The 21,580-nt window shown below is 72.7% G+C and carries 19 protein-coding genes; 13 read left to right on the top strand and 6 right to left on the bottom strand.

Annotation, left to right across the window (positions count from 1 at the left end; genetic code table 11):
• Positions 1–7: 7 nt before the first annotated feature.
• From ABZO29_RS30590 to ABZO29_RS30575, 4 genes are read left to right on the top strand one after another with little or no spacing between them, the layout of a single operon-like run.
• Positions 8–916, top strand: coding sequence for a hypothetical protein (locus tag ABZO29_RS30590; RefSeq protein WP_367326294.1), 909 nt, complete (start codon positions 8–10; stop codon positions 914–916).
• On the top strand, positions 913–1,140 hold the full coding sequence (locus ABZO29_RS30585; RefSeq protein WP_367323391.1) for a Trm112 family protein: 228 nt from the start codon (positions 913–915) through the stop codon (positions 1,138–1,140). Before ABZO29_RS30590 ends, ABZO29_RS30585 begins: the two co-directional genes overlap by 4 nt.
• Complete coding sequence (locus ABZO29_RS30580) at positions 1,137–1,973, top strand: FkbM family methyltransferase (RefSeq protein WP_367323390.1); 837 nt, start codon at positions 1,137–1,139, stop codon at positions 1,971–1,973. The genes ABZO29_RS30585 and ABZO29_RS30580 overlap by 4 nt, the downstream gene beginning before the upstream one ends.
• The gene (locus tag ABZO29_RS30575; RefSeq protein ID WP_367323389.1) at positions 1,936–2,538 is read left to right on the top strand and encodes a hypothetical protein; all 603 of its coding nucleotides are present in this window, start codon (positions 1,936–1,938) and stop codon (positions 2,536–2,538) included. Before ABZO29_RS30580 ends, ABZO29_RS30575 begins: the two co-directional genes overlap by 38 nt.
• A gap of 2 nt (positions 2,539–2,540) precedes the next feature.
• On the opposite strand, the gene ABZO29_RS30570 is transcribed toward ABZO29_RS30575, so the two are convergent.
• On the bottom strand, positions 2,541–3,413 hold the full coding sequence (locus tag ABZO29_RS30570; RefSeq protein WP_367323388.1) for a RimK family alpha-L-glutamate ligase: 873 nt from the start codon (positions 3,411–3,413) through the stop codon (positions 2,541–2,543).
• A gap of 145 nt (positions 3,414–3,558) precedes the next feature.
• Between ABZO29_RS30570 and ABZO29_RS30565 the strand changes: the two genes are divergently transcribed.
• From ABZO29_RS30565 to ABZO29_RS30545, 5 genes are all read left to right on the top strand, one after another.
• A complete protein-coding gene (locus ABZO29_RS30565; RefSeq protein ID WP_367323387.1) occupies positions 3,559–4,620 on the top strand; it encodes a MerR family transcriptional regulator in 1,062 nt (353 codons plus the stop codon).
• A gap of 32 nt (positions 4,621–4,652) precedes the next feature.
• A complete protein-coding gene (locus ABZO29_RS30560) occupies positions 4,653–5,198 on the top strand; it encodes an O-methyltransferase (RefSeq protein WP_367323386.1) in 546 nt (181 codons plus the stop codon).
• A 101-nt stretch (positions 5,199–5,299) separates the two neighbouring features.
• Positions 5,300–6,745 (top strand): acyl-CoA synthetase, encoded by a 1,446-nt coding sequence (locus tag ABZO29_RS30555; protein ID WP_367323385.1) that lies wholly within the window; start codon positions 5,300–5,302, stop codon positions 6,743–6,745.
• Entirely contained in the window at positions 6,742–8,082 is a 1,341-nt protein-coding gene (locus ABZO29_RS30550; protein ID WP_367323384.1) for a carboxyl transferase domain-containing protein, read from the top strand. Before ABZO29_RS30555 ends, ABZO29_RS30550 begins: the two co-directional genes overlap by 4 nt.
• A 411-nt stretch (positions 8,083–8,493) precedes the next feature.
• Positions 8,494–9,531, top strand: coding sequence for a rod shape-determining protein (locus ABZO29_RS30545; protein ID WP_367323383.1), 1,038 nt, complete (start codon positions 8,494–8,496; stop codon positions 9,529–9,531).
• Between the two features lie 24 nt (positions 9,532–9,555).
• Here ABZO29_RS30545 and ABZO29_RS30540 read toward each other — a convergent pair whose 3' ends face one another.
• The 3 genes from ABZO29_RS30540 to ABZO29_RS30530 form a co-directional block, all read right to left on the bottom strand.
• Positions 9,556–10,923: a hypothetical protein gene (locus tag ABZO29_RS30540; RefSeq protein WP_367323382.1), complete on the bottom strand. Its 1,368-nt coding sequence runs from the start codon at positions 10,921–10,923 to the stop codon at positions 9,556–9,558.
• Between the two features lie 75 nt (positions 10,924–10,998).
• Positions 10,999–12,246 (bottom strand): sensor histidine kinase, encoded by a 1,248-nt coding sequence (locus ABZO29_RS30535; protein ID WP_367323381.1) that lies wholly within the window; start codon positions 12,244–12,246, stop codon positions 10,999–11,001.
• Positions 12,236–12,913: a response regulator transcription factor gene (locus ABZO29_RS30530; RefSeq protein WP_367323380.1), complete on the bottom strand. Its 678-nt coding sequence runs from the start codon at positions 12,911–12,913 to the stop codon at positions 12,236–12,238. The genes ABZO29_RS30535 and ABZO29_RS30530 overlap by 11 nt, the downstream gene beginning before the upstream one ends.
• Before the next feature lie 374 nt (positions 12,914–13,287).
• Here ABZO29_RS30530 and ABZO29_RS30525 point away from each other — a divergent pair, with 374 nt between their 5' ends.
• Together ABZO29_RS30525 and ABZO29_RS30520 are read left to right on the top strand one after the other, a co-directional pair.
• Positions 13,288–13,635 carry a winged helix-turn-helix domain-containing protein gene (locus ABZO29_RS30525; RefSeq protein ID WP_367323379.1) on the top strand — a complete coding sequence of 116 codons (348 nt, stop codon included), beginning with the start codon at positions 13,288–13,290 and terminating at the stop codon, positions 13,633–13,635.
• An 89-nt stretch (positions 13,636–13,724) separates the two neighbouring features.
• Positions 13,725–13,949 (top strand): hypothetical protein, encoded by a 225-nt coding sequence (locus tag ABZO29_RS30520; RefSeq protein WP_367323378.1) that lies wholly within the window; start codon positions 13,725–13,727, stop codon positions 13,947–13,949.
• Here ABZO29_RS30520 and ABZO29_RS30515 read toward each other — a convergent pair.
• Positions 13,939–15,648, bottom strand: coding sequence for a protein kinase (locus tag ABZO29_RS30515; protein ID WP_367323377.1), 1,710 nt, complete (start codon positions 15,646–15,648; stop codon positions 13,939–13,941). The genes ABZO29_RS30520 and ABZO29_RS30515 overlap by 11 nt on opposite strands.
• Before the next feature lie 323 nt (positions 15,649–15,971).
• Here ABZO29_RS30515 and ABZO29_RS30510 point away from each other — a divergent pair, with 323 nt between their 5' ends.
• Complete coding sequence (locus tag ABZO29_RS30510; RefSeq protein WP_367323376.1) at positions 15,972–16,808, top strand: class II glutamine amidotransferase; 837 nt, start codon at positions 15,972–15,974, stop codon at positions 16,806–16,808.
• Positions 16,809–16,835: 27 nt separating this feature from the next.
• Here the strand turns inward: ABZO29_RS30510 and ABZO29_RS30505 are convergent, their stop codons facing one another.
• Positions 16,836–18,026 carry an MFS transporter gene (locus ABZO29_RS30505; RefSeq protein ID WP_367323375.1) on the bottom strand — a complete coding sequence of 397 codons (1,191 nt, stop codon included), beginning with the start codon at positions 18,024–18,026 and terminating at the stop codon, positions 16,836–16,838.
• 372 nt (positions 18,027–18,398) lie between these two features.
• On the opposite strand from ABZO29_RS30505, the gene ABZO29_RS30500 reads away from it, so the two are divergent.
• Positions 18,399–21,578, top strand: a complete 3,180-nt coding sequence (locus ABZO29_RS30500) for a putative bifunctional diguanylate cyclase/phosphodiesterase (RefSeq protein ID WP_367323374.1) — start codon at positions 18,399–18,401, stop codon at positions 21,576–21,578.
• Positions 21,579–21,580: the final 2 nt, after the last annotated feature.

Here is a 21,580-nt window from a genome sequence, read left to right as displayed (position 1 = left end):
GTGGGGAGTGGCCGCGGCCCTGATGGCGAACGTCCTGTACAGCACCGGTTTCGTCCTGGAGAAGCGGGCGCTCGCGGCCCTGCCCGAGGTGACGATCCGGCAACCCGCCCGGCTGCTGCGGCTGGTGCTGGGCAGTCCGCTGTGGATCGGAGGATCGCTTTCGCTCGCCGCCGGTTTCGGCGCGCAGCTGGTCGTCTACCGGACGCTGCCGATCGCCGCCGCTCAGGGCATCTTCGTCTCCGGTCTGGTCCTGCTCGTGCTGCTGTCGGCCCGGCTGCTGGGCGAGGAGACGTCCGGGCGGGAGCGCTACGCGCTCGGCGCGATCCTCGCCGCGCTGCTCATGGTCGTCCTGTCCCTGCGGGAGGGCTCGGACACCGTCAGCCGGGCGGCCCCGTACCCGCTGATCCTGCTGCTGTGCGTGCCGTCGCTGGCGGCGGGGGTGTGGCTGTACAACTCCTCCGAGCGCCGCGCCCGGCACCGCCACCGGCTGCCCACCACCGGCGTGGAGTACGGCGTGGCGGTGGGCCTGCTGTACGGCGTGAGCTCGCTGGCCATCAAGGGGGTGGCCGGCTACCTCACGGCCGACGGCCTCGGCGGCGCGTTCCTGGACCTGCTCCGCTCCCCGTACCCGTACCTGCTCCTCTTCACCGGCGCGTTCGGCCTGGTGATGTCGCAGGCGGCGCTGCAGCGCTGCCGGGCCTCGCTGATCGTGCCGGTGTGCACCACCGTGACCTCGCTGTACACGGCGGTGCTCGGCACGCTCGCGTTCGGCGAGGCGCTGCCGCACGACGCGCTCAGGCTCGCCCTGCGCGTGGCGGGCACGGCGCTCGCCGTCACCGTTCTGCTGACCATGCCGAAGCACGACGCTCCGGCACCCCGACCCCCCATAGGTGCCAAGGAGTTGACGCCACCGTGAACCCCGACGACCCGCTGCTGAGGATCCTTGCCTGCCCGCTCGACAAGGGCCCGCTGCATCTGCTCCTGCCGGACGAGAAGGTGGTCTCCCAGGAGGCCCTCTACAACCCGCGTCTGCGGCGCCGTTATCCGATCGCCGACGGCATCCCGCAGCTGCTGCCGTCCTCCGGGGAGCAGGTCTCCGAGGACGAACACGAGGAACTGCTGAAGCGGATGGTTCCATGACGACGACCCGTACCCTGGCCGCCCGGCTGGCCCCGCACCTCCCGGCCCGCCTGGTCGCGGCCGCCGCGCGAGCCGTCTATCCGCGCTTCGAGCCCGAGCTGGCCCGGCTCGCCGACCTGTGCCCGGCCGACTGCGGGACGGCCGTCGACGTCGGCGGCTGGTACGGCCCCTGGACGCGCCGGCTGTGCGGACGGGCGCGCCGGGTGGTGACGATCGAGCCCGTCCCTCACCTGGCGCGGCTGCTGTCCGCGACGGCCCCGCCGAACGTCCGCGTGATCCGGGCGGCCGCCTCGGACCGCCCCGGCACGACCCGCCTGTGGCTGCCGCCGGACGACGCGGGCGACCGGGGCGTGTCCTCCCTGATCCGCCGCGACATCCACGACCGTGCCCTCCAGGTCCCCTGCATCACACTGGACGACCTGGCCCTCAAGGACGTCGGCTTCGTCAAGATCGACGTGGACGGGAACGAACTGGCCGTGCTGCGCGGGGCGACGGCCCTCCTCGCCCGCGACCGCCCGGCCCTGTTCGTGGAACTGGAGTCCCGCATCGCACCGATCACCCCGGTGCTGACGTATCTGTCCCTGCTCGGCTACGACGGCTGGGTCCTGCCGGCCGACACCTGGGTCCCGTTGAAGACCTTCCCCTTGGAGGCCCACCAGACGCAGACCGCGCACGTCGCCTCCGACGGTCTGCTGCGCCGCGTGATGCCCTTCCGCAGCCGCCCCCGGTACGTCAACTCCGTCCTGTTCCTCCCGGACGGCCGCGTCCCGGGCGGGGATGCCGGGATGGGCGACGATGGTTCCCATGCCGCCCACTCCGAAGCGCCCCGCTGACCCCTTCACCCGCCTCGACTTCCAGCTGGTGCTGCTGCGCCGCATGGCCGACCACAATCCGGACCTGGTGGAGGACGCCCGCCACGAACTGGGCGTGTCGATCGCGGAGATGCGCGAGGCCAACAAGCGGTGGCAGGCGATGCTCCGCTCCCCGCGCGCCCGTCCGGCGGCCTCCCGCTACCGCTCGATCCTGGGCATCCCGGACTCCACGACCCCCCGCCGCATCGGCGACCTGGACTGCGAGGCCTGGCTCTGGCCCCTCCCCCTCTGGCCCGATCTGCGCTTCGAGGTGCTCGTCGGCCCCACCGGCGCGGTCTGGAACGAGTGGCTGGTCCGCGCCCCGGGAGTGCAGGGCCCCGACCTCCGCACCCTCGACGACCTGACCCCCTGGTCCTGCACGGTCGACGAGGCGGCCCGCGCCTTCGCCCCGGCCCGCCCCCTGGAGGGCACGGCCCCGACCCGCTGGGGCCTGGCCTTCACGGCTCCGGACGCCGAAGGGATCCGGCGGGAGGTGGTCGCCGAGTTCACCTGGGGCTTGCTGCAGCGGACGGCGGTGGTCGGCTGAAGCTAGCGTCCGGCGGCCACCAGGATCGCGTCCCTGACCAGCGGCACCGAGTCGGGATGCAGGAACAGGAAGAGGTTCGGCTCGACCAGCTCCAGCTCCATCACCCGGGGCTCCCCGTCCTCCCCGTCCACGAGGTCCACGCGCGCGTACAGCAGCTCCGGTGCGTCCGGTACGGCCGCCAGGGCGCGTTCGGCGACGGAGAGTTCGGCGGGCGTGGGCCGCCAGGGCTCCAGATCCGGGTGGGGCACCTTGTCGGCGTCGTATGCCGTGCCCCGGTCCAGGACGGCTCCCTTGCGGCTGGCGTGCACGAGGCGGCCGCCGAAGAACTGCAGGGCCCGCTCACCGGCCACGTCGATGCCCCGCATGTACGGCTGCACCATCGCGGTGAAGCCCTCCTCGTGCATGCGCGCGAGATGGCGTACGGCCGTGTCGTGGTCGTCGGGCGTGTAGCGGGCGGCATAGCGGGCGCCCGCACCGGAGGTGGGCTTGATCACGTACTCGTGGTCGCCGGGGAGGTCGGCCGGGTCACCGGGGGCCATGTAGCGGGTGGGGACCGTGGGCACGCCGGCCGCCGTGAGATCCCCGAGGTAGCGCTTGTCGCTGTTCCAGCGGATCACCTCGACCGGGTTGGCGAGCCGGGTGGCGCTCCCGCACTTCTCCGCCCACGCCAGGAATTCGTCCGCCCGCCAGCTGTAGTCCCAGGTCGAGCGGATGACGGCGAGGTCGTAGCCGGCCCAGTCGACCTCCGTGTCGTCCCAGAACACGGCGTCCGCCTCGGCTCCCGCCTCGCGCAGCGCCCGCAGCAGCACGGGGAGGTCGCCGTCCCTGCTGGGCTCCGGCCGGGGGTCGTAGGTGACGAGGGCGACGCGGGGCACGGCAGGACTCCGATCCGGTACGGGGGGGGGGGACGATCCGCCTGGCAGGTTAACCGCCGCCCCCGCAACCGCGGCAACCCATTTGACCTTCACCTTTGGTGAAGCCCCAGCATCGGTGGCGGAACACGAGAGAGACGGGGTGCGCATGGACATGCTCACGATCGGCGCCTTCGCCAGGGCGTGCCGGCTGTCGCCCAAGGCCCTGCGGCTCTACGACGAGCTGGACCTGCTGCGGCCCGCCCGCGTCGACCCGGACACCGGGTACCGGTACTACGCGGTCGGGCAGCTCGAGCGTGCGCGGCTGGTGGCGTGGCTGAGGCGGCTGGGCATGCCGCTGGCCCGGATCCGTGAGGTGTGCGCGCTGGAACCCGCGGCCGCCGCCCGGGAGATACGTGCCTACTGGGCGCGGGTCGAGGCGGAGACGGCGGTGCGGCGCGACCTCGCCGCGTTCCTCGTGGACCACCTGTCAGGCACACCGGGAAAGGACACAGCCATGCTGGAACTTCGTTACTCCGCCCACTCGGACCGGGGCCACGTCCGGCCCGCCAACCAGGACACTGCGTACGCGAGTGCACGACTGCTCGCCGTCGCGGACGGGTTCGGGCCGGCCGGCGGGCCCGCGAGCAGCGCCGCCGTGGAGGCGCTGAAATTCCTGGACACCGAGGAGGTGCCCGCGGGCAGCGTGCTCAACCTGCTGGAGGACGCCGTGCGGGGCGCCACGGAGGCCGTGCGGGACGTCGCCGAGGGCACGGACGAGATCGGTACGACACTGACCGCGCTGCTGTGGACCGGCTCCCAGCTGGCGCTCGTGCACATCGGTGACTCGCGTGCCTATGTGCTGCGCGAGGGCGGGCTGTTCCGCATCACCCACGACCACACCGTCGTGCAGTCGATGCTCGACGAGGGGCGGCTGACCCCGGAGGAGGCCACGGCCCACCCGCAGCCCGCCCTGCTCCTGAAGGCCCTGAGCGGTGGCGCCCCGGGTACGCCGGACCTGCGTCTGCACGAGGCCCGCCCCGGTGACCGCTACCTGCTGTGCTCCGACGGGCTGTCCGGGGTCGTCCCCGACGACCGGATCAGGGAGCTCCTCGGCTCGGTTCCGGCCCCGGACGCGGCCGTACGGGCCCTGGTGGGCGCGGCGAACGACGCGGGCGGGCCGGACAACGTCAGCTGCGTGGTCGCCGATGTGGTGGAGGCGGCGGCCTGACCAACACCCTTGTCCGTACGGCAGATCGGCCCATGTCGATCTCCGGAACGGACGCGTACGACTCCACCGGCCATCTGCCCCCGCTCGTCGAACGAGCCCTCGCCGCCGCCCGCGCCCACCGTTTCCCGTACTCCTGCCGCCCCGAACAGGGCCGCCTGCTGCACGCCCTCGCGGGCGGCGCCCGCGGCCTGATCGGGGAGACCGGCACGGGGTTCGGGGTGGGCCTGGCCTGGCTCGCCTCCGGCGCGGGCGACGGCGTACGGCGTGTCAGCGTGGAGCGTGACCCGGAGCGCGCCCGGGTCGCCGCGGAGGTGTTCGCGGACCGGCCGGAGGTGGAGGTGCTCACCGGCGACTGGGAGCGGATCGGCGAGCGGGGGCCGTACGACCTGCTCGTGCTGGACGGCGGTGGACAGGGGAAGACGGAGGGTGATCCGGCAGCCGACGTCGGGCGTCTGCTGGTCCCCGGCGGGACGGTGGTCCTGGACGACTTCACCCCGGCGACCGGCTGGCCGCCGCTCCACGAGGGCGCTGTGGACCAGTCCCGGCTGCAGTGGCTCGCCGCGGCCGGGACAAGCTGACCGTGGAAGTGACGGGGATCAATCTCCGGCAGCGCCTGATTTCCCCGACCCTGGTGTAGGAACGATGTTGTGCCAGGTCCCCGACCCCGAGGAGTCGTCGCGTGTCCTCCCTCTTCCCGGCCCTGAAGGACGGCCCCGGCGAGCAGGTCGCCCTGCGCTTCGGTGACCGTTCCCTGACGTACGCCGAGCTCGCGGCCGCGGCCGGGGCCGTCGGTGAGCGGATCCGCGGGGCACAGAGGGTCGCCGTCTGGGCGACCCCCTCCCTGGAGACGGCCGTCGGGGTCGTGGGCGTGCTGCTCGCCGGGGTGGCCGCCGTACCGCTCAACCCGAAGTCGGGGGAGAAGGAGCTCGGGCACATCCTGTCCGACAGTGCGCCTTCGCTGCTCCTGGCCGCTCCCGGCGAGGAACTCCCGGAAGCGGTAGGACACTTGGCGCGCGTGGACGTCGACGTACAGGCCACCGGACCGGCCCCCGACGACCGGTCGGCCGCGGACGAGGACCCCGCCCTGGTCGTCTACACCTCCGGCACCACCGGTCCGCCCAAGGGCGCCGTCATCCCCCGCCGTGCGATCGCCGCCACCCTGGACGCCCTCGCCGACGCCTGGCAGTGGACGGGCGAGGACGTGCTGGTGCACGGGCTGCCGCTGTTCCATGTGCACGGGCTGGTGCTGGGCATCCTGGGCCCGCTGCGGCGCGGCGGCGGTGTCCGTCACCTCGGCCGGTTCGGCACCGAGGGCGTCGCCCGCGAGCTGAACACCGGCGCGACCATGCTGTTCGGGGTGCCGACGATGTACCACCGCATCGCCGAAGCACTGCCCACGGACCCCGAGTTGGCCAAGGCGCTCGGTGGCGCACGGCTGCTGGTCTCCGGCTCCGCCGCCCTCCCGGTGCACGACCACGAGCGGATCACGGCCGCGACCGGGAGGCGGGTCATCGAGCGGTACGGCATGACGGAGACGCTCATGAACACGAGCGTCCGCGCCGACGGCGAGGCACGGGCGGGAACGGTGGGCGTGCCGCTGCCTGGCGTGGAGCTGCGGCTGGTGGAGGAGGACGGGTCGGCGGTGACGTCGTACGACTCGGAGACCGTCGGCGAGATCCAGGTGCGCGGCCCGAACCTGTTCACCGAGTACCTCAACCGGCCCGACGCGACCGCCGCCGCCTTCACCGCCGACGGCTGGTTCCGCACCGGCGACATGGCGGTGCGCGACCCCGACGGTTACGTCCGGATCGTCGGCCGCAAGGCCACCGATCTGATCAAGAGCGGGGGTTACAAGATCGGGGCCGGTGAGATCGAGAACGCGCTTCTGGAGCATCCGGGGGTGCGGGAGGCCGCCGTCACCGGGGAGCCGGACGCCGACCTGGGTGAGCGGATCGTCGCCTGGATCGTCCCTGCGGATCCCGCGTCGCCGCCCGCCGAAGGGGAGTTGGCCGACCATGTGGCGCGCCGGCTCGCCCCGCACAAGCGGCCGCGTGTGGTCCGCTACCTCGACGCCCTGCCCCGCAACGACATGGGGAAGATCATGAAGCGGGCGCTGACGTCGTGAGCGGGCGCCTCACGGCCCGGCAGGCCGTCGCCCTCGTGGCCGACGACTTCACCGAACTCCCTTACTCGTCAAGGGAATCGGGGCCCGACGGCCCGCTCGGCTGGCAGGGTTACGACGCCTCGCGCGCCCGCGCCGCCGAGCGCACGGGCGAGTCGGAGTCCGTGGTGTGCGGCACGGCGGGCGTCGAGGGCACCCGGGCCGTGCTGATCGCCTTCGAGTTCGGCTTCCTGGGCGGCTCTCTGGGCGAGCGCACCGGCGACCGGCTCGTGGCGGCGTACGAGTACGCGCGTGAGCGGCGGCTGCCGGTCGTGCCGCTGGTCGCGACGGGCGGCAGCCGGATGCAGGAGGGCATGCTCGCGCTGGCCCAACTACAGCGGGTGGCACGGCAGTCGGCGCTCACGCGGGAGGCGGGGCTGCCCCAGGTCGCCGTGTTGCGGGATCCGACGACCGGCGGGGGCTGGGCCACCCTCGGCGCGGGCGCCGACGTGATTCTCGCGCTGCCCGGCGCGCAGGTCGGCTTCGCGGGCTCCCGGGTACGGCCGCCGGACGCGGACCCGGCGGCGTACACGGCCGAGGCGCAGGTCGCGACGGGGTCGGCGGACGCGGTCGTACGGCCGGAGGAGCTGCGGGAGACGCTGGGGCGGTGGCTGCGGCTGCTGACGTCGCCGTCGACCGAGCCTGCGCCGGTTCCACACGCCCTCGGGGCGAGGGGTCTCCCGGCCACCGGCTGGGACGCCGTGCGGCGCGCCCGCTCGCCTCAACGCCCCCGCGCCGGGCGCTACTTGGACGCCTACTTCACGCATCGTGTCGCGATCGGCGGCGACCGCTGCGGGGGGACCGACCCCGAGGGCATGCGGTGCGGGTTCGGGGCGCACGACGGCCGTACGATCGCCTACGCCGCGCAGACCGGGGCAGCGACCCGCCCGGCCGGCTACCGCACCGCCGCCCGGCTGATCCGGCTCGCGGACCGGCTCGGCATCCCGGTGCTGACGCTGGTGGACACCCCGGGGGCGGCCAATGACGCGGAGGCGGAGCGGCAGGGCGCGGGCGCGGCGATCGCGGACCTCTTCGGCGTGGTGGCCGCCGCGCGCACGCCCGTCACCACCCTGGTGATCGGCGAGGGCGGCTCCGGCGGGGCGCTGGCGCTGGCCGCGCCCGGCAACACCTGGGCCACGCCCGACAGCTATTTCTCGGTGATCGCCCCGGAGCTCGCGGCGGCGATCCTGAAGCGGCCGCCGGAGGAGGTCGAGGCGACGGCCGGTCAGCTCCGCCTGCGTCCACAGGACCTGGTGGAGCTGGGGGTGATCCGGGGCATGGCGGACGTCGGCCACCCCTGAGCCTGCTGAAGAAGACGACCGGGGCGCCGTGGAAGGGGCGGGCCGTACGCCGCTGCCTCGAGCGGTACCGCCTGCCTCTCGCCGGTGTCCACGACCGCGGCGAGTACCTGGGCCTCCTCCTCCACCCCGACTGCCTCCTGCGCGCCCTGCGCTCCCCGGCTGCGCCCTCCCCCGTCGAGCAGCGCCCGCGCGAGGCGGGCTGCGAGATCACCGTCTCCTCCCTCGCCCCGTCCTGGAGGCCGCGCGTTCCCTCCAGAGCCTGTCCGGCCGGCCGGCGTCGGCGAAATCCCCCGTTCGGCGGCACCCCGCCCGGGCGCCTATAAAAGGCGCCCTCGCCTCCGTCCCCGCACGATGCGAAAAGAGGCCTGCCGTCCGGCGGCCCCACGGTCTGTGCTCTCGGGAGGACCTGCCATGACCGCCAGTCTGGAGCAGCTGCGCCGCTGCCACTTCGCCGTCGACCTGGGCGCGGCTCGCACCCGCGTCTACGTCAAAGGCGCCGGACTCGTCGTCGACCAGCCCTCCGCCGCCGCCGTGAACACCCGTACCGGCGCGCTGATCGCTGTCGGCGAGTTCGCGGAGAAGATGACGGGCCGCACCCCGCACTACATCCGTGTCGTCCGCCCGGTCTCCGGCGGCACGGTCGTCGACATCGAGATGGCACAGCGCATGCTGCGGCATCTGATCGGTGACAAGATCCGCCGTTCACTGCGCCGCAAGCCCCGGCTGCGCGCCGCCGCCTGCACGCCGCACGACGCGGACCCGCTGGCGCAGCGCGCCGCGATCGAGACACTCGTCGGCCTCGGCGCCCGCCGCGTGGAACTCGTGGACACCCTCATCGCGGCCGCCGTCGGCTGCGGACTCCCGGTCGAGCAGCCGGAAGGCACCATGATCATGGTGTGCGGCGCGGCCGCGACCCAGGTGGCGGTCCTCTCCCTCGGCTCGATCGTGACCGCCGAGCGCATCCCGATCGGGGGCGAGGCGGTCGACCACGCGATCGTCCAGCATCTGCGCCACGAGCACGAACTCATGCTCCCCAGCCAGTCCGTACGACCGCTGCAGCTCGCGCTCTCCGGCAACGGGCTCACCCAGCAGGGGCCGGCGTCGACGGAGATCCACGGGCGGGACGTGGCCACGGGCCTCGCCCGTTCCGTGAAGGTCGACACCGCCGCCGTGCGCGACGCGATCGAGACCCCGCTGACCGCCGTGCTCGACGGCATCGGCAGGGTTCTGCGGGACTGCCCGCCGGACCTGGTCGCCGACCTCGCCGACCGCGGGATCATGATGGTCGGCGGCAGCGCCCTGCTCCCGGGCCTCGACCAGATGCTCCGGCAGGCGACCGGCATGCCGGTGCACATCGCCGAACGCCCGGACGTCTGCGCCGCGATGGGTCTGGGCGCCATGCTGGAGGGCAAGATCCAGCCGCTGGAACTGGACCCGCTGGGCACCTGAGCACGGCGAGGGACACGCGGGCCGTCAGCCGCCCGTCACCCGCGCGATGTCGTCCACCAGCCTCGGCGCCACCTGCCCAGCCGCCTGCGTGTCCCCGCGGTCGGCCGCCTCGCGCGCCTCGCGCAGGTCGGCCGTGACGGCGGCGGCCGCGGCGGAGTCGTCGCGCAGGCGCTGCCAGGCGAGTTCGAGGCTGGTGACGTCGCCCGCGACCGCTCCCTCGTCGCCGGCGGCCGCGTCGATGCCCAGCTGGTGTGCCCACAGGGCGAACCGGTCCAGGTCGACGGTCCGTACGGGCTCGTAGCGCAGTCTCAGGTCGGTGGTGTTCTGCGCGACCCGCAGCGCCGCCTCGCGCGCCTCCGCGGCCTCCCCCGCGCCGACGGCCTCGTCGAGGGTGTCGAGGTCGCGGCTCATCTGCCGTTCCAGCAGCGGCGGTACGGCGTCGGAGCCGCGGTACGCCGTCCAGGCGGCGTGCACCGCGCGGGCGTCCGCGTCGGTGACCTCGCCGTCCTGCGCCGCGCTCGCGGCCCGGTCGAGGGCGGCCAGGCGGGCCGGCAGCGGCCCCGGCTTCGCGTCGGTCGGTACGGCGAGCGACACCGCCTCCAGATCACCGCCGTCGTTGCCGGTGGAGAACTCCCCGTACCCGGGGGCGAAGACCTTGTCCTCGGTCGAGCCGTCCATGTGCAGTTCGCGGACGGTCATCGCGCCTTCGATCCTGCCGTACGGGCCGTCGGCCGTCTGGTTCACGGCCTTCACGGTGACCTCCTCGAAGACGACTCCGGGGAGGTTCTCGGGACGGTACACATCGCCCTTCTGCGGATGCGCGGGCATGATCATCGCGCCGGGCGCCTCGTCCTTGCCCGCCTGCCAGGTACCGTCCGTGTTCGCGACGACGCCGTCCTCGTAGTTGAAGACGTCCTCGCCGAGATACCAGACGGAGCCGTCGTCGGCCTGTGCGTACCAGTCGAGGGCGACCTCCTGGATGCGGCCGTCCGCGTAGGCGACGTACTGCGAGGTCAGGGCGTCGATCGTCCGGCCGTCCCAGGTGATGGTCCTGGTGCCGGGCAGCAGGCTGACCTCGGAGCGGAACGGCTCGTCGTCCGTCTGCCCGCCGTAGATCGTCTGGGTCACCCGGGCCGTGGGGTGCAGGGGATTGGTGATCCGGGTGGGGTGGGTGAAGACCGGCTTCGCGAGGTCGACGCGGGCGCTCTCGGGTGCCAGCGGAAGGCATTCGGATCCGGTCCTGCCGGTGTCCTCGTCCACGACGTGCACGCAGTCGTCGGCGCTCGCCTGCGAGGCCCCGCCCGAGGAGCAGGCCCCGGTCAGCAGGACGGCGGCCCCCAGGACGGGCCACAGGGTCCTGCGGTTCTTGCGGTCGTAGTGGTGGGCGTTCATGACGGCCTCCTCGGCGGACGTCCCGAGCGTCCCGCACCGCGGCTGAACGGACCCTGAACGAAGCTGACGGAGCGTTCAGTTCCGCTCCCCCGACGGCAGCACCACCGTCACCCGCACCCCGCCCAGCTCCGGCGCCTCACCGACCTCCACCGTCCCCCGGTGCGCGGCCGCCACCTCCGCGACGATCGCCAGGCCCAGGCCGGAACCCCCGGCGTCCCGGGCACGGGACTCGTCCAGCCGTACGAAACGGTCGAGGACCCGTTTGCGGTCGGCGGCCGGAATGCCCGGCCCGTCGTCGTCCACGAGCAGCCGTACCCGCCCGTCGCCCGTGTCGGCGAGGGTGAACGCCACGCGCGCGTGGGCGTACCGTGCCGCGTTCTCGCCCAGGTTGCGCACCAGGCGCCGCAGCGCGTCCTCGTCGCCGGTCACCCTGGCCGCGCCGACACCTGTGCCGTCGACACGCAGGCCGGTCGCCGACCGCAGCCGCCGTACCTCCTCCAGGACCAGGTCGTCGAGGTCGACCGGCCGCCGCCCGGCCCGCAGCAGCACGCTCTCGTCGGCGCGGGCGAGCAGCAGCAGGTCGTCGACGAGCCGCTGCATGCGTACGGCCTCGTCGCGCACCGTCCCGGCCAGCGTCCCCGCGTCGGCCCGCTCGGGGTGGGCGAGGGCGACCTCGGCGTGCTGGCGGACCGTGGCGACGGGTGAGCGCAGCTCGTGCGAGGCGTCGGAGACGAAGCGGCGCCGGGCGGCCTCGGCGCGGTCCACGCGGCGCAGAGCGCGGCCGACGGCGGCCCAGGTCGCGGCGGCGGCGAGCAGGAGCAGCACGGGTACGCCGATGAGGAGCAGGTGGGTGACGGTCGCGACGGCCTCGGCGACTCCGGCGGGCGTCCTGCCGTCGAGCACGACGAGTTCGCGGCCGTCGTCGCGCGCGCCGACCGCGACGACCAGGAAGGGGTCCTCGTCCAGCGGGGTGTGCACGGAGGTGTCCCCGCCGGGCCGCAGCCGGGCCACCGGCGGCCGCCCCTCGACGTTCCCGCTGGCCGCCACGACCGTCCCGGCCGCGTCGACGACCTGCAGGAACTCCTCGTCGGGATCGGCCACGGTCAGCTCGGGCACCCCGCGGCCCGCCTCGATGACCCGGGCCACCTGCTGCGCCCGGGCGCGCGCCGCGTCCCGTACGTCGTTGCTGAGTTCCGTCCGCAGCCCGAGCACGAGCGCGAGACCTCCGGCGACCAGGGCGAGCGCGACCGCGAGCACGGCGACGGCCGTGGCCCGCACCCGTACGGCACGCAGCCGCGCCCTGGAGCCGTGTTCAGCCGTCATCGGGGACCAACCGGTATCCGTGCCCCCGCACCGTCGTCAGCGAGTGGCGCCCGAAGGGCCGGTCGACCTTGTTGCGCAGCCTGCGCACGTACACCTCGACGATGTTGGGGTCGCCCTCGAAGTCGTCGCCCCAGACGTGGTCGAGGATGACCCGTTTGGACACCGCCTCCCCGGCCCGCCGCAGCAGGAACTCGAGTACGGCCAACTCCCGTGCGGTGACCTCCACTTCACGGCCGGCCCGGGTCACCGTCCGGGTCGCCGGGTCGAGCCGCAGGTCCCCGGCGGCGAGCACGGCGGGCCGCTGGTGCGCCTCCCGCCGCAGCAGGGCGCGCAGATGGGCGAGGAGTACGGCGTAGGAGACGGGCTTGGTCAGATAGTCGTCGGCGCCGGTGTCGAGGCCCTCGATCTCGTCCCACTCGCCCTCCTTGGCGGTGAGCATGAGGATCGGCGTCCAGTCGCCGTCGGCGCGCAGGGCCCGGCAGACCCGGTAGCCGTTGAGGCGCGGCAGCATGATGTCGAGGACGATCGCGTCGTAGCTGTTCTCCCGGGCCAGCCACAGCCCGTCCACGCCGTCGGGCGCCACGTCGACGGCGAACCCCTCGGCCTCCAGACCGTCCTTGAGCCCGGCCGCGAACCGCTCCTCGTCCTCGACGACCAGCACGCGCATGCGTTCACGCTACGGCGTGCGGGGCGGGGCCGCCCTGTCGTCGGCGCTCAGTAGGGGAGGATCCGGCCCGAGGGAGTCCTGCGGTCGATCGGCATGTCACGGGGCGCGGCGGGGCGGCGGACGACGCGGATGCGGGTCTGGCGGTTCATGTTCGACCTCCTGGTGCATCGGGACTCATGGAGAGTTCGAGATGCCTCGAGTCCGATGCGACCAGCCTCCCCGCCGCGACGGTCCCGCACATCGTGCCCGTGGAGAGGCCTGAGCTGCTCCCGCGGCAGGAACCGGCGGGTACGGGCTACTCCTTGGGGAGGACGTCCGTCCCCGACGCGTCCCCTACCCATCGCCGAAGCGAGGCATGCCCACGTCAGTGAGATATGCCGCCGAAACATGCTGACGCCGCCGCGGCACCGCCCGGGCCCCGATTCCCCCCGTCTCCCCCGTCTTCCCCCTGGAAAGCGTGTTCCCACGCGTCCCGTTCGGCCGCGACGGCGTCTGCGTCCCATGGTGCGGGGGCCGCCCTGCTCGTCGACGCCGGACGCCCGGTCCCGCTGGAGACCCTGATCGACCGGGTGTGGGGCGAGGACCCGCCGGCCGAGGCCCGCGCGTCGCTCTACTCCCACGCCGCGAGGCTCCGCCGGACCCTGGCGGACGCGACCGGTGCCGAAGAGGGCACACCAGGACCGGGCCCCGCCCCGTCCAGGAACGGTACGTCGAGCCGGTAGGCCAGCCGGGCGGACGCCGAGCGGGCGGGGCTGCTGCGCGCGGCGTGCGCGCTGTGGCGCGGGGAGCCGCTCGCGGGGCTGCCCGGCGCGTGGGCGGCACGGGCCGGGGAGAGCTGGCGGCAACGGACGCCCGCCGCATGCCGCTGTACGAGGCGATGGCCCGGATCCGGGCGGGAGCCGCGCTGGCCGCGCTGCCCGGTGAACCGGCCGCCACCCGGGCGCAGTTGGCCGAGGCGGGACGGCTGGCCGAGCGCTGTGGAGCGCACGGCCTGTCGGCGCCGGCGGAGCTGGAGCGGCGGAGACTCACTGCATGACCCAGGCCTGATTGGTGTTGCCCGTGCAGGTGTACAGGGTCACCTTGCTGCCGTCCGCGATCGCCTGCCCGTTGACGTCCACGCAGTTGCCCGTTTCCTCGTTGACGATCTCGCCGCTGGAGTTCAGCACCCAGCGCTGCAACGCGTCACCGGTGTAGTCGGCGACGGTCTTGAGGGCGTAACTCCCGGCAGTCGCCGTCAGGTACCCGTGTTCGCCCTTCAGGGTGCCGTTCGAGCCGAACGTCCACGACTGCCCGACATCTCCCGTGCACGTTTTGATCGCGGCAGCGTACAGGTTCGCCGTCAGGCACCTGCCGGACTGCCTGCCCCGCAACGCGCCGGACGACACGGCCGTCCCGTCGTAGGCCGACGTCGCCGTCGCACCGGGGGTCGAGGCGGGCGGGTCGGTGTCGTCCGGTGCCGCGGCCGCTTCCCCGGCCCCGGAACTCCCGGGGTTGTCGGCTGTTCGCCCGACGGCCGCCTCGGCCGTCGGCCCGGAGGCCCCGTTGCTCTTCGAGTCACGGCTGGGGCCTGGACTCTCCACGGGACTTCCGCTCGCCGTCGGCACAACGGCGGTCGCGGTGACCGTCGCGGCGGATCCGGTCTTGTCCGCCGCATCGGCACCGGCATCCGCGGACGACGTCAGGGCTCGGTACGAAGCTGCGGCGACCAGCGCCGCGGCGACCACGGCGACCGCCGCGCCCACCGCCACGCGCCGGAAAGTACGACGCGACGGCGGCGCTTCCAACCGGGCGGTGGGCGGAAGTCCGTCGGCCCCGCGACCGGAGGACTCGCCCTGCACCGGGCTCTGCGGCCGAGGGAGATCCGGGGCCGGCGTGGACGACACGTCCGGTCGGGCGGTGCCGTCGAGCACGGCGGCGAGCAGCGCGTCCAGCCGGTCGGCGTCCGGCCGGGCCTGCGGGTCCGGTACGAGCAGCTGCGACAGCACCGGAGCCAGAGGGCCCGCGTGCACCGCCGGTGGCACCGGCTCGCCGAGCACGGCGGCAAGCGTGGCGAGGCCGGTGCCGCGCCGCATCGGGCTGGTCCCCTCCACCGAGACGTAGAGGGTCATACCGAGTGACCAGAAGTCGGATGCCGGGGCGTCGTCGGCTCCACGAATACGCTCCGGAGCCATGAACTCGGGCGAGCCGACCATTTCCCCGGTGTTGGTCAGCCGGCTCACCCCCGGCAGTCCGGCGATGCCGAAGTCGGTGAGCACCGCGGTCCAGGTGCCCGCCGGGCCTTCGCGCAGAAGGATGTTGGCCGGTTTGACGTCGCGGTGATGGACACCGGCGGCGTGGGCGGCGCGCAGCGCGGCCAGCACGTCACGGCCGACGCGGGCCGCCTCCCGGGGGTCCAACGGGCCTGTGTCCAGCCGGTCCTGAAGGGACAGTCCCGGCACGAACTCCATCACGAGCCAGGGGTAGGGGTCCGCGTCGACGATGTGGTGGATCGTCACCACGTTGGGGTGCCTCAGCCGGGCGAGCGCGCGGGCCTCGCGCAGCACCCGCTCGTGCTGCACGCGCAGGGATCCGGCATTCGCGGTGTCCCTCCGCGGATCGGCGGGGCGGACCTCCTTCAGGGCGACGTCGCGGTGCAGGACGGTGTCCCGCGCCCGCCACACCGTGCCCATGCCGCCGGTGCCGAGCCGCTCCAGCAGCTCGAACCGCCCGTCGATGATCCGTCCTGCGCCGTTCAACGGTTCCGTCCCTCGCGATTGACCGGTTGGTGCTCCGGGCGGGGTGACGGTGGAAGGCGGTCGGCATGGTGACCTGCGACCACCTCGGAATTCCTCGGGCGCCATGGAACAGCGAGCCACTCGCCCGGCCCGCCGAACGCTACGGGGCGATCAGGGTGAGGGCATCGGTAGAACTACGCAATCCCGCTACTGACACCGAAAGCCCGCGCCGGGGGCAGACGCGGGAAGACAGGCTCACCCGTCCCGGGCGATGCGGAACAGCCGTGCCCGTGGGCACTGTGGAACAAACCAAACCCGGCCAAGACCAGGGGAGGCGGTCAACGATGTGCCGCTGGCTCGCTTACTCGGGGACACCCGTCCTGCTCGACACCATCCTCTACAGACCGGCACACTCGCTGATCGACCAGAGCCTGCACTCCCGGCTGGGCGTCGAGACGACCAACGGCGACGGCTTCGGCGTCGGCTGGTACGCGCCGGATGTCGCGGACACCCCCGCGTTCTTCCGGGACATCGGCCCTGCGTGGAGCAACCGCAACCTCCGGGAGATCGCCGACCACGTCAGCTCTCCGCTGTTCTTCGCCCATATCCGGGCCACGACCGGTACCGCGGTGCAGCAGACCAACTGCCATCCGTTCCGCCACGGCCGCTGGCTGTGGATGCACAACGGGGCGATCGCCGAATTCGACCGGATCCGGCGTGATCTCGCGATGGCCGTCGACCCGGAGCTCTTCCCCGACATCGAGGGATCGACCGACTCGGAGATGATGTTCTTCCTGGCGCTGACCTTCGGCCTGGAGGAGGACCCGCCGGGGGCCGTCGCACGGATGGCGGGTCTGGTGGAGCGGACGGGGCACGACCACGGCGTGGAGTTCCCGCTGCAGATGACGGTCGCCGTGACCGACGGACAGAGCGTGTGGGCCTTCCGCTACTCCAGCCAGAAGTCCTCACGTTCGCTCTACTACAGCACCGCCGTGGAGACCCTGCGAGCGCTCCACCCGGACCTGGAGTTCCTCCGTGACGTGTCCGACGAAACCCGTCTCGTCGTGTCCGAGCCCCTGGGCGACCTGCCCGGCGCCTGGAACGAGGTCCCGGAGAACTGCTACGGCGTCGTACACCCCGGAGCGGACGCACTTCACCATTTCGCCCCGCAGCCCGTGTGACAGGAAGCGCGGCCTGCGACCGGGCGCTCACCGCGCCTCGGCGCGGCTCATCCGTGGCAGGGTGAGGGCGACCGTCAGGGCGGCGAGCAGGGCCGCCCCGCACGGCACCCAGTAGCCCGCCGGGGCCCCCGCCACGTCAATCAGCCACCCGGACGCGCCGTAGCCCAGCGCCACGCCGACGGAGAGGCCCGAGACGACCCAGGTGATGCTTTCGGTGAGCCTGGCGGCCGGTGCCAGGTGGGCCACCAGCGCCATCGCGGTGATCAGGGTCGGCGCGACGGACACGCCCGCCACGAACAGCATCCCCGCCAGCGCCGCCAGATTCGGCGCGAACAGCAGCGGTGCCATCGTCACCGCCATCGCGCAGACGCTGACCAGCAGCCGCCGCGTGATCGCCCCCCGCGGCCCGATCGCGCCGAAGACCGCGCCCGCCACGCCCGAGCCGAGCGCGTACACCCCGAGCAGCAGGCCGGAGAGCGCCTTGTGGTCGTGTGCGCCGGCGAACGCCACCGTCGCGACCTCCACCGAACCGTAGGACGCGCCCACCGACGTCAGCACCAGTACCAGCGGGGCGAGTCCCGGCAGGCGCAGCGCGGAGCCGACCGCACGTTGCCGCTCGGGGCGCACCGGCGGTTCCGTGCGCCGCTGGGCGGCGAACAGCGCGACACCGACGGCGAGCAGGACCGCGGCGGCGAGCGGTCCGGCCTCGGCGCTGCCCCTGGTCGACAGCGTGATCGCCAGGATCGGGCCGACGACGTAGATGACCTCGTCGAGCACCGACTCCAGCGAGTACGCGGTGTGCAGCAGCCCCGGTGACTCCCGGTGGATCTCCGCCCAGCGCGACCTGACGAGCGCTCCCATGCTGGGCATGCAGCCCGCCACCGCCGCCGCGACGTACAGCGTCCACTCCGGGGCGGAGTACCGGGCGCACAGCACCAGCGCGCCGATGGCGGCGACCGTCACGGCCATCGCCGGCAGGACCACGCGGCACTGGCCGTGCCGGTCGACCAGCCGGGAGATCTGCGGCCCGATCGCCGCGGCGGCGAGCGCCTGTGTGGCGGAGACCGAGCCGGCGAGCCAGTACTCACCACCCAGTTGCGACACCATGGTGACGATGCCGACGCCGATCATCGACAGCGGAAGGCGGGCGACGAAGCCCGCGGCGGAGAAGAGCAGGGTGCCTGCGGGAGAGAAGATCCGGCGGTAGTCGGAGAGCATGGGACTCCACGCTCCGTCAGGAGCCGAGCGGCGCTGGCGGATCCGGTCCGGTTTCCGCGCCCTCCATTTTCACGCATGGCACGCCGGTCCGCGACTTTCGCGCATGCCGCGGAATCACACGACGTGATGCGGCATCTCACGGTCCGCGTGCGGGAAATGGCGAGCCGGGTAAGACTGGATGCAAGACACGTCGATGTCTCGGCGAGAAGGAGCCCGCACACCGGCGACCGCGCATACCGGAAAACACATCCCACCGCAACCGCGTACACCGGCGATCGCGTTCACAGGCGAGAAGGGTCGAATCCCGGCCCCCCAGAGAATTCTCCTTCTCGGTCCGCCCGGCCAAGTAACCCTCCCAGGAGGTGCGTTGGGGTGAACGCGCGACTGCGAAGCCAGGCCGCGATGGCCGTTGTCAGCACATGTATCGTCGCACTGACCGCGCTCTATTACATATTTCCGGAACATCGGCTGATCTTCGTCGCCATTGGTGCGACCGGCGTCATCGGTATTGTCCTGGGTGTCTTTCTCAACCGTCCGGCGCATCGGCTTCCCTGGCTGTTGCTCGCCGCGGGAAACCTCACCTTCGCGGCGGGCGAGGCCACCCAGATCATCCTTATCGATTTGCTCCAGGAGGAGATGCCGTTTCCGTCACTCGCCGACGGCTTCTATCTCGCGGCATATCCGCTCTATGCCGCCGGCCTGCTGGGTTTCGTCCACTGGCGCACGGGATGGCGCGACCGGGCGAGCCTCGTCGACGCGCTGACACTGACGGTCGGTCTGGCGCTGCTGTCGTGGCTGTTCCTCATCGATCCGTTCGCCCACGTCGCGGGTCTCACCTGGGTGCAGAAGGCGTTCTCCATCGCCTATCCGCTGGGCGACATCCTCGTCCTGGCGATGCTGCTGCGCCTGCTGGCCGGCCGTGGCGGCAAGAGCCGCTCGCTCATGCTGCTCACCGCGGGCACCGTCGGCCTGCTCACCGCCGATGTGCTGTACGGCCTGATCCAGCTGAACGGAACGTGGCGCACGGGTACCGCGGTCGAACTCGGCTGGGCCGTCCTGTACGGAGCCTGGGCGGCCGCCGCGCTCGATCCGTCCATGCGGACGCTCACCGAGCCGGTGACGTGGCGTGCCGAGAGCAGCGCGGGCCGGCTGAGCCTGCTCACCCTGGCGTCGCTGATCGCGCCGGCCATCCTCCTGACGGAGGCGGTGCGCGGCGTGCGGGCCAACGTCGGCGTCATCGGGGTGTTCTCCGCGGTGCTCTTCCTCCTCGTGCTCTACCGCCTGGCGGGCGTGGTGGCGACCCACCAGCGGGCGGTCGGCCGGGAGAAGGTCCTGCGGATGGCGGTGTCGTCGCTGGGCGGAGCGGGCGATCAGCGGGATGTGGCCGGCGCCGTCCACTCGGCCGTGACGGGGTTGATGCAGCACAGCGCGCCACGCTCAGCGCTACTCAAGGTGACGGACGGCACGCTCTGGGTGAACGGAACGCAGGCCGCGGTGGCCGGCCCCGTGCTCGCGCGGGTGACCGAGGCCGTACGGGCCCTGACCGCGTCCGGCGAGAACCGTCTGCTGACCCTCGACGGTGTGGGGCCCGATCTCGCCGGTGCCCTCTCGGGCCCGGACGGGGAGGCGACGCGCCCCGGCCATGCGGTGGTCTGCCCGCTCACCTCGCAGGATCACCCCTCCGGCGATCCACTGATCGGGGCCCTGATCGTGGCCGGGGACGAACGGGACCTGCTGGTGCTCCGCGAGACGCTGGCGACGCTCGCCGCGCAGACGGCACTCGCCGTGACGCGCATAGCGCTCGCCCGGGAGGTCAGCCGGCGCAACAGCGAGGCGTACTTCCGCACGCTGGTGCAGAACGCCTCCGACGTCATCCTGATCCTCGACGACGCCGACGGGGTCCGTTACGCCAGTCCCTCCGCCGAACAGGTGCTGGGCGGTACGAGCCTGGAGGGCACCCACCTCATCGATCTGGTGCCGCCGCAGGACAGTCGCGCGGTGGTCGAGACACTCGCGCGGATACGGGCCGGCGAGTACCAGAGCAGGCGCGAGCACTGGCGCATGCTCCGCTCCGACCGGTCGTCCATCGAGGTCGAGGTGAGGTGGAGCGACCTGCGCGAGGAGGCGACCGTCGGCGGGCTGGTGCTCACCCTGCGGGACGTGACCGAACAGCTCAAGCTCGAACGCGAACTCACCCACCAGGCGTTCCACGACTCGCTCACCGGCCTGGCCAACCGGGTGCTCTTCCAGGACCGGGTCAGCCACGCCCTGACGCAGGCCCAGCGCGACGGCACGGTGGTCGGGGTGCTCTTCGTCGACGTCGACGACTTCAAGGTCGTCAACGACATCCACGGGCACAGCGTGGGCGACGAACTCCTGGTCGCGCTGTCGCTCCGGCTGCAGACCACCGTCCGTGCCTCCGACACCGCCGCGCGCATCGGCGGGGACGAGTTCGCACTGCTGGTGGAGGGCGCCATCGCCCCGGAGGGCGTGGAGCGGTTCACCGAACACGTGATGTCCGTGTTCGCCGAGCCGTTCCGGCTCAGTGTGGGGCCGATGAGCATATACGCCAGCGTCGGCGTCGCGACGACGGAGGACAGCATCGACTCGGTCGAACTGCTGACCCACGCCGATCTCGCGCTGTACGCGGCGAAGACGGCGGGCAAGCGGCAGTGGCGCCGCTACCGTCCGGAGCTGCAGAGCGGCATGGCCGAACGTGCCAAGTTGCAGGAGGGCCTGGACAACGCGCCGATCGAGACGTCGTTCCTGGTGCTGTACCAGCCCATCGTGGAGCTGGCCAGCGGGCAGATCAAAGGCTTCGAGGCGCTCGTGCGCTGGCCCCACTCCACGCGCGGCATGGTGATGCCGGAGCAGTTCATCACGCTGGCCGAGGAGAGCGGGCAGATCGTCCCGCTGGGCGCCTGGGTGCTCGACCAGGCGGCGACCGAGGCCGTCCGGTGGCACGACTCCGTGCTGCGCGACCGGATCGACGACCGCAAACCCCCGTACATCAGCGTGAATGTGTCGCCGCGTCAGTTCCGCGACGAGGAGTTCTACAACGTGGTCCGGCGCGCTCTGGACCTCTCCGGCATCGAACCGTCGTCTCTCGTGCTGGAACTGACCGAGAGTGTACTGATGTACAACGACGAACGTATTCTGCGGGAGATGAGTTCGCTCACCGACCTCGGGATCCGTATCGCCATCGACGACTTCGGAACGGGCTACTCGTCGCTGAGCTATCTGCGCGAGTTCCCCATCTCGATCCTCAAGATCGACAAGTCGTTCGTCGACGAACTCGGGCGCTCGCCCGAGCAGTACGCCCTGGTCGAGGGCATCACGCATCTCGCGGACACACTGGGTCTCACGGTGATCGCCGAAGGAGTGGAGAACGTGAGGCAGCAGGAGTTGCTGATCTCCATGGGCTGCCGGCTGGGCCAGGGATACCTCTTCGCCGAGCCGATCAGCGCCGAGGAGTCGGAGCACCTCGTCCTCGCGCCGCCGCTCGGCCGCCTGGCCGGAGTGCCCGGGGCACCCGCGAAAGGGAAGCGGTGAGA

This window comes from Streptomyces sp. HUAS ZL42 (genome assembly GCF_040782645.1).
GTDB lineage: Bacteria > Actinomycetota > Actinomycetes > Streptomycetales > Streptomycetaceae > Streptomyces.
This window is presented reverse-complemented; position numbering and strand designations above follow the sequence as displayed.